The 14,989-nt window shown below is 44.2% G+C and carries 14 protein-coding genes; 8 read left to right on the top strand and 6 right to left on the bottom strand.

The genetic code is table 11. The annotated features are described in order from the left end of the window. The first annotated feature begins 362 nt into the window (after positions 1-362). The 7 genes from UWK_RS15970 (at position 363) to thiL (ending at position 9,140) form a co-directional block, all read left to right on the top strand. On the top strand, positions 363-1,244 hold the full coding sequence (locus UWK_RS15970) for a hypothetical protein (protein WP_052327021.1): 882 nt from the start codon (positions 363-365) through the stop codon (positions 1,242-1,244). Between the two features lie 196 nt (positions 1,245-1,440). After that, positions 1,441-1,632: a magnesium chelatase subunit ChlI family protein gene (locus UWK_RS19145; RefSeq protein ID WP_083907324.1), complete on the top strand. Its 192-nt coding sequence runs from the start codon at positions 1,441-1,443 to the stop codon at positions 1,630-1,632. 272 nt (positions 1,633-1,904) lie between these two features. Further along, complete coding sequence (locus UWK_RS18780) at positions 1,905-4,976, top strand: response regulator (protein WP_015405428.1); 3,072 nt, start codon at positions 1,905-1,907, stop codon at positions 4,974-4,976. After that, on the top strand, positions 4,969-6,018 hold the full coding sequence (locus UWK_RS15960; protein ID WP_015405427.1) for an HD-GYP domain-containing protein: 1,050 nt from the start codon (positions 4,969-4,971) through the stop codon (positions 6,016-6,018). Before UWK_RS18780 ends, UWK_RS15960 begins: the two co-directional genes overlap by 8 nt. Before the next feature lie 18 nt (positions 6,019-6,036). Continuing rightward, positions 6,037-7,752 carry a DUF3352 domain-containing protein gene (locus UWK_RS15955; RefSeq protein WP_015405426.1) on the top strand — a complete coding sequence of 572 codons (1,716 nt, stop codon included), beginning with the start codon at positions 6,037-6,039 and terminating at the stop codon, positions 7,750-7,752. Between the two features lie 24 nt (positions 7,753-7,776). Then, positions 7,777-8,160, top strand: a complete 384-nt coding sequence (locus UWK_RS15950; RefSeq protein WP_015405425.1) for a hypothetical protein — start codon at positions 7,777-7,779, stop codon at positions 8,158-8,160. Further along, entirely contained in the window at positions 8,160-9,140 is a 981-nt protein-coding gene (thiL, locus tag UWK_RS15945; protein ID WP_015405424.1) for a thiamine-phosphate kinase, read from the top strand. The genes UWK_RS15950 and thiL overlap by 1 nt, the downstream gene beginning before the upstream one ends. Before the next feature lie 12 nt (positions 9,141-9,152). On the opposite strand, the gene UWK_RS15940 is transcribed toward thiL, so the two are convergent. From UWK_RS15940 to UWK_RS15930, 3 genes are read right to left on the bottom strand one after another with little or no spacing between them, the layout of a single operon-like run. Further along, positions 9,153-9,659 (bottom strand): deoxycytidylate deaminase, encoded by a 507-nt coding sequence (locus tag UWK_RS15940; protein WP_015405423.1) that lies wholly within the window; start codon positions 9,657-9,659, stop codon positions 9,153-9,155. A 42-nt stretch (positions 9,660-9,701) separates the two neighbouring features. Further along, a complete protein-coding gene (locus UWK_RS15935; RefSeq protein WP_015405422.1) occupies positions 9,702-10,514 on the bottom strand; it encodes a transporter substrate-binding domain-containing protein in 813 nt (270 codons plus the stop codon). 2 nt (positions 10,515-10,516) lie between these two features. Beyond that, positions 10,517-11,353, bottom strand: coding sequence for an alpha/beta hydrolase (locus tag UWK_RS15930; protein WP_015405421.1), 837 nt, complete (start codon positions 11,351-11,353; stop codon positions 10,517-10,519). Positions 11,354-11,500: 147 nt separating this feature from the next. Here UWK_RS15930 and UWK_RS15925 point away from each other — a divergent pair, with 147 nt between their 5' ends. Further along, on the top strand, positions 11,501-12,250 hold the full coding sequence (locus UWK_RS15925) for an N-acyl homoserine lactonase family protein (RefSeq protein ID WP_015405420.1): 750 nt from the start codon (positions 11,501-11,503) through the stop codon (positions 12,248-12,250). Between the two features lie 94 nt (positions 12,251-12,344). On the opposite strand, the gene UWK_RS15920 is transcribed toward UWK_RS15925, so the two are convergent. The 3 genes from UWK_RS15920 to UWK_RS15910 form a co-directional block, all read right to left on the bottom strand. Further along, complete coding sequence (locus UWK_RS15920; RefSeq protein ID WP_015405419.1) at positions 12,345-12,644, bottom strand: hypothetical protein; 300 nt, start codon at positions 12,642-12,644, stop codon at positions 12,345-12,347. Between the two features lie 49 nt (positions 12,645-12,693). After that, complete coding sequence (locus tag UWK_RS15915; RefSeq protein ID WP_015405418.1) at positions 12,694-12,888, bottom strand: hypothetical protein; 195 nt, start codon at positions 12,886-12,888, stop codon at positions 12,694-12,696. A 326-nt stretch (positions 12,889-13,214) separates the two neighbouring features. Next, complete coding sequence (locus UWK_RS15910) at positions 13,215-14,981, bottom strand: chloride channel protein (protein WP_015405417.1); 1,767 nt, start codon at positions 14,979-14,981, stop codon at positions 13,215-13,217. Positions 14,982-14,989 lie beyond the last annotated feature (8 nt).

Here is a 14,989-nt window from a genome sequence, read left to right as displayed (position 1 = left end):
TCGCTGCTCGATTGAAGAGAAAGGTCAAGGGCAGGCTTGACCCCTTTTTTCTGACTAATTTTTTTTCTGTATAACAGCCTGTGGGCAATGGGGACTGATCTAGGTAACTGGATGAATAATCGACAAATAATCCCTTGACACAGGTTAGTTTTGTCCTTGGGGTTCAATTGGGGGGACTATAAGGCCAGGTAACGGTGTTCTCATTTTTAGGAAAGTAGTGTTGTCCAGCGAGTGGAATTTAGAATTGAGAGTGACAGTGGACCGAGAAAAGACCTTGAACGATAAGGAAAAAAGTTTACAAAGGTCAAAGGCAGACTTGACCCCTGACTCCCCCAGGACACGGTGGAGGGAAACGCTTCGCCGTGGAGCAGGAGTTGGTCGCAGCCGCAACACGTGCAACGATAAAGAAAATTGATCTTACAACGATACGTGGTAAAAAAGTTAATCTTTATGTGAGTGCTATTGGAGATACGGGCGCAGGAAACCTGATTGGCGGTCGATTCTCTCTCGTTTCGCAGGTACGTGGGGATTATATTCAATCGCCTCCCGTGATTGAAAAATCAACTTTTCGTCGATATCAATCGATGACCTCTGGCTCGTCCACATCAACTACCGATTCACAAAGCAGTGATCAAAATACGAAAAGTCGTACCTCGTCCTCCAGCAGAAGTTCTACGGATTCAGTTCTTGCCGTACCTGAACAGAAACATACCGAAACAACAGGAAGTGGAAATGAAATACAAATCGGTCTGGAATATAAGGGACTGGGAGCGTACCATAACTCAGAGGAAATAACATCTGATGATCTGCAATACCTTTCGGGTCTATTACAGACTTACTTTTTTCTGCAGGGGGTAGCAGTTGTACCACCTTCGGAAGCTGAAATCGATGTATATGTTACAGTGGATGTGTTTGGAACCGTGCGAACCAGAATTGAATGGTTCCTGGCTAATAATGAAATACTGAGAGCCAAAACTGCCCTTGAGGTTATGGCCATTGACCATCTCAGCGGGCAGCTGGTGATGGTTCCACAATCAGCCTCAGTTGAAGCAGAATACAACGAACAGTATATCCTGTGGGCCGGGCCGATAATGATCACAAAATACCTGCATGCATCCGAGCCACTACTCTCCGATTTCACTGATTTGAATCTGGAGACCGGTAGTGCTGATTATCCCGAACAAAATGGGGATGTTCCCTATCCGTTCCAGCATCAGATTGACAAATGGAGAGAAAGGGAATGATTACTACTCGAACAGAGGTGTCCAGTAGGGTGTGGGGTTTGACTGCAAAAGCTAATCCTGCCCTTCCTTTGCCCCATGACCTGCTGTCAGAATCTGATTGATCTTCTACACTAATCTTTTCCAAGTTTTTTTTCATTCTTTTCAAAATGCTGCAAAGAGACTATGTCAATTATAGTGAGTTTTTGGCCCAGCTGAAGTGGAAAAATATTGCAAGGTTGATGCAACGGCAAAGCGTTTATTGCAAAGAAGCGTGGAAAAGCTTGGCCTTTCTGCCAGGGGATATCATCGTATTCTTAAAATCGCCCGAACAATCGCTGATATGGATAATAAGGAACTTCTTAAAATATCACATATTGCCGAAGCAGTCCAGTATCGTCGAAACGGATAACCTCTTGAGCGGAGATAACGTCCACCTGGAAACGTAGTGATGGTATTGTGGTGTCAGGGACTTCGGAATAGATTTGACTTTGTCTTCCTTTAAATGATTAAATATTAGCTATCATATTAATCTCTCCGTGATTTTTGTAGTCTGGGAAATGGTTCAATATATTCCCTGTATGCAGGACTTTTTGATAAGAAAACGCCTGATTTTCTGCTGCAGAATCTGTAAGCCGGTACAGCCTTTCGAAACAGATTCTCTATTATTGTAATGGAATACATATGCCAGCGCGTATTTTTAAACAGTATCCTCTTCTTGTTCGTCTTGTCGCTTATGTCGTATGCTTCTCCCTGTTGATTGCCTTTCTTCTGGCTACACTGCGTCTGTGGATTGTTCATGACGATGAGATTGATACCATCCGTCAGAACCTTGTAGAGTTACAGGGAAGTCATGCAGATTCTCTCACCAAGAACCTTTGGAACATGGACCAGGAAGGGATTGATATTCAATTGAAAAGTATTTTGCAGTATCCTGATGTTAAGGCTGTTGTGCTCATAAACAGTTATGGCGACAGATTCCAGTCAGGAGCTGTTCCTGTGGAGACGGATGATCTTGTTGTGCATGGATTCAGCCTTGCAAAACAGTTAAAAGAGAAATCCGTTGAACTTGGAAAAATTACGATCTATGCCGCCCCTGATCGCCTCCATGATCGATTAAGGCATCATTTCCCCTTGGTTTTGGTAACGGAAATGATAGTCCTGTTCCTGTCGGGAGTGTTCATACTGGGACTGTTCTTGTTTAAATACAATAGACATATCAATAAAATAGCGAAATTTGCTGGGGATCTTAGAATCAGTACTCTTGATCAGGAACTGCAGCTGGATAGAAAAAAATCAGCACCTGGTCACCAAGATGAACTCGATCGAATAGTTTCTTCCTTGAACGAAATGCGAAAGCGTTTACAAAATGGGGTGGGCGTCCAGCTGCGAACGGAACAGCAACTCCTTCGTGAAAAGGTGTTTTCTGATGCGATTATCAACAGTCTTCCTGGACTTTTTGTTGTCTATAATGAGGATTTGAAGGCCATACTCTTCAATGATAGATACAGGGAAAAACTTGGGGTTTCTGAAGATGAAGTCGCAGGGTATCAATTTCTAGATCGTGTAGTGCCAGAGGATAGAAAAAAGTTTACTGAGGCTATTCAACATGTATTCGCTACGCAACACCCTGTGAGCGTAGAAGTTGAGATGGTTTCTCTGGATCAGGGCCGGATTCCATACCTGATAAACGGAAGTTTGTTTGAGTATGAAGGCCAAAAATACCTGATAGGAATGAGTACAGATATCACCGAGCAGAGAAAGCATGAAGATGCCCTGCGACAGTCGCAGAAAATGGAGGCTATCGGAACCCTTGCAGGTGGTATCGCCCACGATTTTAACAATATTCTGGCCGCCATTATAGGAAATATCGAGTTAGCTAGAGCTGGACATCTCTCTCCGGAAAAATTGGACAAGTATCTCTCATCAGGGTTAAGTGCATCTTTCAGAGCAAGAGATCTTGTGGAGCAGATACTCTCCATTGGACGTAGAGGACAGCAGAAAAAACAGCCCCTGTGCGTTGCAACAGTGGTAAAAGAAGTTGTGAAACTATTACGTGCAACCATTCCAACTACGGTGGAAATAATCACTGACATTGATTGTGATCGTCTGATCCTTGCCGACGCAACTCAGATCCATCAGGTTATTCTCAATCTGTGTACCAATGGATATCATTCCATGCAGGATACTGGCGGATGTTTGAAGATTTCACTTTCGGAAGAAAATATTACAGAAAAAAAACATTCAGCAAAGGTGAGTCTTCCTGTTGGGCAATATTTGTCTGTTGAGATTAGCGATACTGGCTGTGGTATGGACAAGGCTACTCAGAAAATGATTTTTGAACCATACTTTACAACCAAAAAGAGCGGTGAAGGTACCGGACTTGGTCTCGCTGTTGTCCATGGGATTGTTCAGGGGCATGATGGTCATATAACGGTCAAAAGTGCGCCCGGCAAGGGAACCACCTTTGAACTTCTTTTCCCGCTTCTGGCAGATCAGGAAATTATTACTGCTGCTGACGTTGATCTTCCTGAAGTTCATGGCGGAACTGAAAGAATTCTGCTGGTTGATGATGAAAAGTGGATTCTTGACGTGATTTCCGAACTTCTTGAATTACACGGGTATACAGTGACAACGTTTGTTAGCAGTCTTGAAGCGTTGAATCATTTCCGAAAAGATCCTTCCCAGTTTGATATTGTTGTTACGGATATGAATATGCCCAACCTTTCTGGAGAGCTACTTGGTAAACAGATTCTGGCAATCAGGTCAGACATCCCTATGATATTGTGTACGGGATTCAGCAAAACGATGAACAGTAAACAGAGTTTTGATGACGGATTCTCGGCTTACATGACAAAGCCCATAGAGTCCCGGACTCTTCTCCGCACCATCCGTGAAATCCTTGATGCCTCAAACAGGAGGAAGCTGGATGTTCTTTTGGTGGATGATGATTCTTTTAATCAAAAAATAGTTTCTCTGTTATTAGAGTACCATGGTCATAGGATAACTGTTGCTGATAATGGACAGATAGCTCTTGAGAAACTTGTAGAGAAACGATTTGATATTATCTTTATGGATATGCAAATGCCTGTTCTTGATGGTTTGCAGGCCACAAAAATTATACGTGACTGTGAGAGGAATGGGCTGGAATCAGAAATATTTGAACAGTGGGCTGGAAAAAAAACCAATTTTCTACAGGGTGGCCATATTCCGGTTGTTGCCCTGACAGGTAATCTTGACGATGAGTCCAGAAAACAGTGTCGAGAAGCCGGCATGGATGAATTTCTTGCAAAACCGTTCACTCGTGACGCAATAAATAAAATTATTCAACAGATAACAAAATATCCGCTTACTGTTGACTCTCAGGATGGATTTCAGGAGGCAGGAAGTTCAGGAGAAAAACAGGAAGCGAATGGAGAAGATTTACGAAAAATAGCTTGGGAGCACCTTCGGTCGGTCTATCCACTGGAGGAAAAGCAGCTTACGGAACTGCTGGATGAGTCGGTTCGATCACTGAAATTATCCATTCAGGAGGCATCTCAGGCTCTTGCACTGAATCAAATCGTTATACTGGAATCCATTGCGCATAAAATAAAGGGAACGCTGATGGGATTAGGACTTGTAACACAGATAGAACTGGCAAGAATGCTCCATATTTCTGCAAAGAAAAGTGATATTCGTGAGTATGCATCTCTTTTTCGCCAGTTGACCGAATCCCTTCAAGCATTGATTGAGAATGGGGGCCACAATGATTGATAAGAGTATGTTGCAAACCCGGAAGCTTTCTATCCTTATTGTTGATGATGATTCGGCTCAGTTGATGCTGATCAGAATGCTTGTGGAACAGCAGGGTTATGAAGTGATTACAGCCTGTAACGGTGTTGAGGCACTGAAGCTGTTTAGAGAAAATCCGGACATCCGGCTTGTGGTTACTGACCTTGATATGCCATTTATGGATGGTTTTGAGTTGATTCGAAGGGTCCGTCAGGAGCAGACAAAATATACCTATATCATTGTTCTAACTTCACATGAGGCGCAACATTCCGTCGTTGCAGCCTTGAACGATGGTGCAGATGATTTCCTCACAAAACCCGCCTTCAATGAGGAACTACAGCTACGGATTAAGAGTGGCATTCGTCTCCTGCGTCTGGAGAGCCAGGATGAGCTTATTCTCGCCATGGCCAGGCTTTCTGAATATAGAAGCGAGGAAACCGGATACCACCTTGAGAAAGTACAGCGTTATGCTGCGTTATTGGGCCATGACCTTCTTGAAAATTGTAAGAAATTTCATTTAACACCATCTTTTGTTGAAGAAATTGCCCAGGTTACTCCTCTGCATGATATCGGGAAGGTAGCAATTCCAGATAATATTCTTCATAAGCCAGGGAAGCTTACCAGTGAAGAGTTTGAAATAATGAAAGAACACTCTGTTATTGGTGGAAGGATGCTCCTTGATATTTTTGCAAAAACGGGATCCCATTATCTGAAAACCGCCAGTGATATTGCCATGTATCACCATGAAAAGTTTAATGGAAAAGGGTACCCTGAGGGCTTGAAGGGGGATGCAATTCCTCTTGGTGCACGAATAATGGCCCTTGCTGATATTTATGATGCCATGACCAGTGAGCGATGTTACAAAGAAGCTTTTTCCCATGAGAAGGTAAAGAGTATTATCACTCAGGAACGGGGAGAACATCTTGATCCTGATGTTGTTGATTCGTTTTTACGTCAGGAAAGTGTCTGGTTAACTATTAAGGAACGGTATCAAAGAATTAATGTGTTGCCTGAAAAGTCCTAACTTCAAGAGAATGTAAATATGAAAAAAGTTGGAATTGTTGTAATCCTGATTGTCTGTTGCCTGGGACTGCTTTTTATTTTTGTGGGAAAGCAGGATAAAACTATCGAGGCCGCAGATTGTCTGCCATCCGATGTCCTTTTTTATGGGGAACAGTTGGATTTTACCAGTATGTATACGGATTTTTTGGAGAGTCGGTTGGGCCAGGTTCTGGCTGGAATAGATTACAAAGGTATTGCCGCAGAGCTTGGTGAACCGGGAATCTCGCTTCTGACAATGGAAGAATCCTGGATCAAGATGCGTTCTGTGTTAGATGCCCCCGGCTTTAATGAACTCCTTGGAAAGGAATTCTCAATAGCGTTTTTTCCGGCAACGTCTTTTTCGGCTGATAATCCGGCCAAGGCTATTGAAGAGCGCCTCCTGCTTATTGCCAGACCTCGTCATAATGTGAAAATGCTGCAGATGCTTGCTCCTTTTCTCAGTAGAGATATCGAACAGAGTAGCGTTCAATATGGTCCCCACATCATAACAAGATACCAGATTGATGAGGTGAATACTTTGTCGGCCGTTTCCGTTGAAGGTCTTGTAATTGCAGGGTTTGAAGAACGTTTGGTACGTAAAAGCCTCGATCATTATGATACTAAGAAGGATACTCTTAGTCGTAATAAAGATTTTATGAGATTACGGAAAAACTTCAAGGGAACTGAAATTTTTACCTATCTCTCATTTCCAGCACTGTTAGCTCAGGGGCGAATGATCGGTGAAGATCTGGCCGAAAAAGAGAGGGCTGAGTTTTTTGCTCTACTTGATGAATGGGATGGTTGGGGAGCCGCAGCTTATGGTATCTGGAACGAAAAAACTCAGGTTATGGACAGGACTGAAATTCTCTACGACAAGAGTAAGCTCGACAGCAGGATTGCCCGGTTGTGTGAGATCAAACCCGGTAAAAATAAGACGCTTCAACTAGTTCCCGATGACTCACTTTTTTATTATTGGACCAATACCTTGAATCTTCCACTTATCTGGGAGTTGTATTCTTCCAGGACTACCCGGCAACAACCTGAAGCATTCGATATACTGCGTCATGAGTTACGCGACAGTGCGGGGGTGGAACTCGAAGAACTGCTTGATATGGTAGACAACGAGTTTGCCATGATCGTTGATGACGTTGATCGTGAAGGGATCCCCTTGCCGAAGGCAACTATGGTTGTCCAGCTCAAAAAACCCGTTAAATTTATAGAGGTGTTTACTATCCTGTTGCGTAATGCAGATATCCCGGTAAGCATAAAACAGTATAAGAAACATGATATCTCCTTCTGGGGAGAGGCACCTCAGGGTGGCTTACAGCCAGCTTTTACCCTTATTGGAAACTATCTGCTGATTTCTAATTCTGTTGACCTTATAGAAAAAATTGTAGAGCTTCGAGGTGATAATGCTAAGGGCCTTATCAGCAGTGCTGCAATGAAAGAGGTTGGACAGGGGTTACTTAAGGAGAACAATTCGGCAGCGTATATTCACATAGCAAAACTGGCTAATGCCCTGAAAGATCTAGCTGTGTGGGGAGGCAGTATGGCTGCCATACAAGGTCCTGAACTGGCAAGGAGTGCTGAAATCATGGTCAACCAGCTTATTTTGCCATTGCTTGATGGAATTGCCATGTATGATCAGCTCGGATCCCGTTCAGTTATAACGAAAGACAGCATTGTTCTGGAATCCAGCACTGCGATTGTCCAGTAAATCATACCTGAAATGGAATAGAATATGGAAAAACTTGTTGCAGAATTAGAGCAGATCGTCCCCTTTAAGGAAAGCACTGATATTGGTGATCTGGTGCTTATTGTGGCTAAAGAACCACAGATGCTTGTCTATGCTCTCGTTACAGATATAGAGCGTGATCCTACACGCAAGGACGAATGGTGGCATCTGAGTTTGACGTTTTTGACTGTCCCCCCCCAGGAAACCACCTGGACATTGCGTACGGCACAGATGACGGGAAAGGAAATTTTTACCATGGGTGGAGAAAAACGTTTTGTAAAAGCTGTGAATCTTGTTCCATCCATAGAGAAACCACTCCAAGTACCTCCTCAGCAAAAGGAAAAGAGTACTGCAAAGAGTAAAGCCTCCTTTTTGAAAAGGGTTAAATAGTGGCTGCCTGGTCAGAACGAAGACTGATAGAAAAAATTCGTCAAGCCAGTAAGAGTCAGGATGTGGGCCTGTTGAAATCAATTGGGGATGACTGTTGTGAAGTTGTAGCCCGTAATTCCTTTCTGATTTCCACAGACAGTCTGATTGATGGGATACATTTTGATCGAAGCTTTCATCCACCCAAGCTCCTTGGCAGGAAAACGATTGCTGTTAATGTCAGTGATATTGCAGCAATGGGGGGTAACCCCCGATTTGTTCTATTGGCTCTGTGTTTGCCTGTGGATCTCGAGTGGGACTGGATTTCGTCCTGGCTTGATGGTGTTCTTGAAATTCTTGACGAATTTAAATGTGCTTTGATTGGCGGCGATACGGTAAAGGCCAAAGAACTGGCGATGACCGTGACTGTGCTCGGAGAACCATTGGAAAGCGGGGCTATTTACCGCAACACCGCAGGAGAAGGTGATACCGTATGGGTTTCTGGCCCCTTAGGCTCTGCAGGAATCGGGCTAAAAATACTGACTCATAAAAAACAGTACCCGGATGACACCCGGTTTGATTTGTTTGAGGTATTAATTGGCGCCCATCTTGATCCGAAGCCACAGGTAGCTCTTGGACTTAAACTGGCCGAAAGTGGATTGGTAACGGCCATGCAGGATATCTCCGACGGAATTGCCACCGATCTTGCCCATATTTGCAAAGCATCGGAGGTATCTGCACATATTCAAGCTGACTGTCTTCCCTTCCTTCCAGAACTCCCTCCTGCTGCGGCACTTTTGAATATCGATGTCGAAGGTTTGCTGCTCCGTTCCGGTGAGGATTACCAGTTGGTCTTTACGGTGAGGCGGGGAGAGGAGGCAGGTTTTGCGAAGCGTTTTCCGGGAGTTGTGCAGATCGGGAAAATTCATTCAGGGGAGGGAGTGTTCCTGCAGAGGGAAGACGGTACCGCTGAGGAAATCACGTTTCAGGGCTATGAGCATTAGTATGTTGGAAACTCAACAATCGTTGAAGAGTTTAAGGATGATTTCTTTATTGTGAGCTTCAAATTGTCTATACAGCGTTCCAGATGTATCCAACATCAGTTTGGATGCCCTCACAGAATCGGAATCAGCATATTTGTCGGAAAGGTAGATAATCTCTCGAATTCCTGACTGGATGATTACTTTGGTGCATTCGTTACAGGGAAAGAGTCCGACATAAATCCTGCAGTCATTGAGATTTGGGGCTGTGGAGTTAAGCACAGCGTTGAGTTCTGCATGGCATACAAAGGGGTATTTTGTGTCCAGATATTTACCCTCACGTGCCCATGGCAGTTCATCATCGGGACATCCCCATGGAAAACCGTTATAGCCAACTCCGACGATCTTGTTGTTTTCGTTTGCTACACAGGCTCCAACCTGAGTGGAGGGATCCTTACTGCGTTGGGCCGAAAGGAGTGCCACGGCCATAAAATATTCATCCCAGCTAAGATAATTTTTCCGTTTGGTAGTCTTTTGTATCATAAGAGTTCATATAAAAAGTTTTTTTTTGAAAACTTCACGTTCTCACATATAGGGAATCCAGGTTCTAAGCATCCGCGGTAGTTCCTGCTGCTCTTTTAATTCTTCAAGAAAGGCGTTGGCCTGATTGCGCAGGTTGTTGTCCTCTTTACGTATTCCCCATGCAAGATATTCTTCCGTGACAAGTGTCATTATGGGCGTGAGTTTATTGTTCTCGTTGATAGCAGCATAATGACAGACCATGGGTGCATCGTAAACAAAAGCGTCAATATCTCTGTTTATGAGAGCCTTTACAGCATCGGTCGATTTTGCAAATGATTTTACCTTCACTCCATTGAGGGTCCTGGTGATAAAAAGATCTCCAGTTGTGTTGCTAACGGTACCAATAACATAACTGGAGTTCATCAAGCTGTATATCCCGGTGGAGAATCTGGCTTTTTCACCAAGTCGAACCAGGAGAATCTGGCCGGAACGCAGGTAGGGGTCCGAAAATGCTATACGGTACTCTCTGGCCTGAGTAATTGTCATTCCTGACATGATGATATCAATTTGATTCTTCTCAAGTGCCGTTATCTGTTCTTCCCATTTTAATTCTATAAATTTAACTTTTCTCCCGATAAATTGTCCGAGTTTTTGCGCAAATTCAGCTTCAAGACCGGTTATGGTATTATTCTTTGAATAGATAAGAGGGGGGGCATTGGCAGAAATCCCAACTCGTAAAATGGTTGGATCGGGGGCGATATGTACTGTCCGTGGCCCGCTGCTGTTTGATCTGCAGGAGGAAAGGAGCAGGAGAAGCAGTCCGGCAATGAGAAAATGACGGAAAAAAGAGTTTCCGAACAATAGGCTTGGTCGCATGGTTACTCTGCGGAATAGGTGTTGGTGGTTTTTCTGCGTCGCCGCCAGTTGGTTACCCCTGTGACTTTATCGATAAATTTTTTAATGGTCTCAAAGTACAGCCTGCCACCGGTTGTAATCATGGTGTTATGTGTTGCTCCGGGAATAACAATAAATTCTTTGGTACGTGCGCCACTGAACGATTGGAGCTTTTCTGCTTCATCAGCAGCAATCATTTCATCCCGTGCTCCATGAAATATAAAAGTAGCTGTCTTGACAGTAGCTATTTTTTCTATATTTCCAAAACCATCGGTCTCACTGAAGTCAACATCGTCCACAGGTATCCCCAGGGATTTTGCCAGAGGAATCGTGTCAGCAATTCCGCTTTCGATGATCAGTCCCTTAATGTCATTTTCATGTCTGGTGGCAAGATCAATTGCCGGAACAGATCCAAGAGAGCGGCCCATAAGAAAGAGTTTGCCACTGTATTTATTGAATTGCAGCCAGTTTTGAATTTCAGTGAAAAGGACTTCAGCATCGCTGAGCATTGATGAAACGGTGGGGGTTCCATTGCTCCAGCTGTACCCGCGAAAATCGGTGACCAGTAAGTTCATTCCTGCGTGGTTGTAGAGAGGACCGATATCATCATAGTCTGGAACCGTTTCACCATTGCCATGAAAGAAGAGTATATTGGGACTTTCCGGGGTATGGATATAGAACCTGCATCCTATGATGACATCTGGTGCAACCTCAATATGTACGTCTATGGCGCCTTTTGGCAAAGGAGTAATCGGGCAGCGGCGTGGATTGAATATTAATTGAAGGCGTTCCGGTTGGTCGAGTTTAGAATAGTTTTTCATATGAGCATAAGAACGAATAAAAGGAGAAAAATGTTGAATCTGAATGTATTTAATGTATTCTTTAAATTCTTGAGATATCGTACAGAAACACTGTCTGAGGAACAACTATAAGGAATTTTATTCAAAAAATCCAGTACGGAGGTGCATATGACAGTTTTTACTCTCCATCCCATGGTAATCGGTACTAAAGTATTTGATAAGGGGATGATGACCTATCAGCACGATTACGGGAAATCTTTTACCATCCCAATCTATTGCTGGTACCTTGAGGGCGGGGATAAAAAAATTCTTGTTGATACAGGTGAAATGCACCCGATCAAGTCAGATGACAGAGAAAATGCGGTTGGCGGGAAAATTGTCACCTTTGAAGAGGGACTTGCAAAGTGGGGCCTGAAGCCCGAAGATATAGACATCGTCATTCATACGCACCTCCATAATGATCACTGTGAAAATGATTACAAATGCGTCAATGCCGAATTCTATGTGCACGAGTTGGAATTAAAACACATTCGTGATCCACACCCACTCGACTTTCGTTATCTGGAAGATTTTATCTATGAAATCAGTGAAAATAAGCAGATAAAGACCGTGAGCGGGGATTGTGAAATCGTTCCGGGTATTCGTGTTCTCCATACTCCGGCACATACCGCAGGGGGCTTATCGGTAGCTATAGAGACCACCGAAGGAACAGCTATAATTACGGGATTTTGTTGTCTTCTGGAAAACTTCTATCCTCCCAAACAAATAACAGCCATGGAGATGGAGGTGATTCCGCCTGGAACGCATATCAACGTCAATGAGGCCTATGATATCATGCTTCGTATCAAGGAAGAAGCCGACATACTCCTGCCTTTACATGAGCCTAAGTTTGCATCTATGGAATCCATTCCGCAATAAACAGAAGTGACAGAAAAATGCCTGCTTATCTAATGTGATCAAGGATAAGCAGGCGTTTATTTAGTTGGGACAACAAGTCGGGTGCACGGACAGGCTACTTAGCTACTGTGGATGGTTTCGGAGACTTGTTTATATATTTAAAGAAAACCGGGAAGGCGACAAAGAAAGCAACACAGAGAAGGTATTCAATACCTTTGATATGGGTATAGTAATCAACCAGGGTATGCAATGGTTTAACCATTCCGATTGCTACCATGTATTGTCCTGCCAACTCACTGACCGACCAGCCTACGCTTGAAAGGGCACTGGTCAATGCTGCTGCAACCCAGAGACACATTATTGAACCTGCTGCCAATATAATTCTCGAACCCGTTTTTGATGTATTTTCTTTCATGGTGGTATCCTTTAGTTTTGTCGTTAGTAGTTCTCTTTTTATCTGCAGATTATCCGATTAACGCGGTGAAATATCCCTGTGCAACATTGAGAGGTCCCATGGAGACCATTGCACTCGCGAGGCATGCGGTTCCCCATATTGCTACGATGGCAACCGAGGTCATTGCAACACCGAGTGCAAATGTTGAAGTTTCATATCCGGCATCGAGCTGAGTGGTCACTGTGTTGTGAGTATTGGTTGTCATGGTGTCCTCCGTATGGGGTTGATTTAGTGAATATATTTTGTTTTCTTGTCTTCTTTATAGCAGTAATGATGCCAGTCTCTTTAAAATTATCCATGACACCTGTTGTTGAGGGCTAACGTTTTGAATATAAAGGATAATGGTGGGAAGTCTCTTTTGTTTGTCTGCGCGACACTAATGGGGCATTGAGGTGTCCTGCGGGGCAGATCTGTAGTATTACGAACAGAAGGTGTCGCTTCTTTTCAACGAAACTGTTGCAGGTTTTACGGATAGGGGTATGACGAGGGGGCTTTACTGAGGTGTGAACTGATGTGTACTACGAAATGGTCTTATTTGTTGTCACGAATAGGGCCGATCAGGGCAGAGGGAGGATGGTAATGATCCTTCAGGATATGTTGGTTGTAGGCTGTAAGCAGGTCATCTTTTTTCAGACTCCCAACGGCGCGATGGGGATTAGACTCTGACATGACAGGTAAAAATGAAAAATGATGATTGCTGAATAAGTGAAATGCCTCTTCCAGATTGTCATTTTCTCTTACTGTAGCAATGTCACGGATCATAAGATCGCCAGCGGTGATAGAGGGATCAGTAGGACCTGGTTTGTTTAGGAATGTCCTCAGGTCACGAAGCGTAAGAATGCCAATAAGGTTTCCTGTGTTGTCGTTGATCATAAAATGGGGAAATGAACTGTTCAGTATTTTATCCAGGAGTTGAGTCAAGGATGTTTCCTGGGAAAGAAATGTACTGTCTTTACTCATATAATCACGGATTTTCATGGTACGTAGTCGGTTGGCATCATGCCCTCTGACAATCCGAATTCCCTTTAACAGGAGTTTTGTTTCATAGATGGAAAAACCGTGAAGATAGCGAACAACAATGATGCTTGGAATGCAGGCCACCATCAGTGGCAGTATGATTTCATAGTTATACGTCAACTCGAAAATTGTAAGAATGGCAGTGATAGGGGCAAGCGTTGTGCCTGCTACCATGGCACCCATGCCCACGAGTGCAAAATGACTGGAAAGAAGAGCTGTATCAGGCCATATGAGATGGGCAAAGTTACCGAACATTGCACCAAGCATTGCTCCCAGAAACAGTGAGGGGGCAAAAATGCCACCGCTCATGCCGGACCCGATACAGGAGCTGGTTGCCAGTAATTTAGCCAGCAGCAAAACAAGTGCGGTACTGAACAGGAAATCACCTTGGAGGACACCTGTAATGGTGTCATAGCCAACTCCAAGTACCTGTGGATAATAGAGTCCAAGTGTCCCGATAACCACTCCGCCCAGGGCCGGGGAGAGCCATCCTGGAACGTGTATCCTGTCTAAGCTTCTGCTGAGTCCAAAGGTCATGGCCATAAGAAGTAGGCTGAGCAGACCCGCCATGAGCCCAAGGACAAGATAAATGAGAAGTTCTGCCGGATGGCCAAGGACAAATTGAGGCGCCTGGAATAAAATGCCATCATACCAGAAAGCGCGTGAAACCATGGTTCCGGTGACAGCTGCAATAACGATATTGGAAAGGGAAGTAACCTCCAGATCAAAAAGGAGGATCTCAACAACAAAGAGGGTGCCTGCCATCGGGGCCTGAAATGTTGCAGCGATTCCTGCGGCTGCCCCGCAGGCAACGGCAAGTTTGCGGTTATCAGGCCCCAGTCGGAAAAGCTGGCACAATGATGAACCGATGGAAGAGCCAATTTGAACAATTGGTCCTTCACGTCCTACGGAACAGCCTGAGGCAATAAGAGTGGCGGTGGCAAAACTTTTGGCAAGAGTCACCCGGTGTCTGATAATTCCATCACGCTGAGCAAGTGCGGCCATAACTTCGGGGACACCGGGACCACGAATTTCAGGAGCGACAAAATGAAGAAGGGGGCCGATGATCAAACCAGCAAGTACGGGTATGCCAAACCGCCAGAAAACGGATGCCTGTTCATACTGACTGATGAAACCTCCACTTCCCGGCCAGAACAGGTCAATACCAAATTCTATGAGCCAACGGAAAAAAACTGCTCCAAGACCTGCTAAGCCACCAATCACAACCGCCAGTAACAGAGGGAAAAGAATAGTCCGAAGAGCTGGTTTGCGGTGTTTCATTGTTTGGT

Origin of the sequence: Desulfocapsa sulfexigens DSM 10523, assembly GCF_000341395.1 — a bacterium.
Lineage (GTDB): Bacteria > Desulfobacterota > Desulfobulbia > Desulfobulbales > Desulfocapsaceae > Desulfocapsa > Desulfocapsa sulfexigens.
The sequence above is the reverse complement of the archived record's forward strand: the minus strand, read 5'-3'. Positions and strand labels throughout refer to the sequence as shown.

Coding starts and splice junctions, on each gene's coding strand:
- UWK_RS15935 (WP_015405422.1), bottom strand. CDS start 10,514: ATGCGACCAAGCCTATTGTTCGGAAACTCTTTTTTCCGTCATTTTCTC.
- UWK_RS15910 (WP_015405417.1), bottom strand. CDS start 14,981: ATGAAACACCGCAAACCAGCTCTTCGGACTATTCTTTTCCCTCTGTTA.
- UWK_RS18780 (WP_015405428.1), top strand. CDS start 1,905: ATGCCAGCGCGTATTTTTAAACAGTATCCTCTTCTTGTTCGTCTTGTC.
- UWK_RS15950 (WP_015405425.1), top strand. CDS start 7,777: ATGGAAAAACTTGTTGCAGAATTAGAGCAGATCGTCCCCTTTAAGGAA.
- UWK_RS15925 (WP_015405420.1), top strand. CDS start 11,501: ATGACAGTTTTTACTCTCCATCCCATGGTAATCGGTACTAAAGTATTT.
- UWK_RS15955 (WP_015405426.1), top strand. CDS start 6,037: ATGAAAAAAGTTGGAATTGTTGTAATCCTGATTGTCTGTTGCCTGGGA.
- UWK_RS15920 (WP_015405419.1), bottom strand. CDS start 12,644: ATGAAAGAAAATACATCAAAAACGGGTTCGAGAATTATATTGGCAGCA.
- UWK_RS15940 (WP_015405423.1), bottom strand. CDS start 9,659: ATGATACAAAAGACTACCAAACGGAAAAATTATCTTAGCTGGGATGAA.
- UWK_RS15960 (WP_015405427.1), top strand. CDS start 4,969: ATGATTGATAAGAGTATGTTGCAAACCCGGAAGCTTTCTATCCTTATT.
- UWK_RS15930 (WP_015405421.1), bottom strand. CDS start 11,353: ATGAAAAACTATTCTAAACTCGACCAACCGGAACGCCTTCAATTAATA.
- UWK_RS15915 (WP_015405418.1), bottom strand. CDS start 12,888: ATGACAACCAATACTCACAACACAGTGACCACTCAGCTCGATGCCGGA.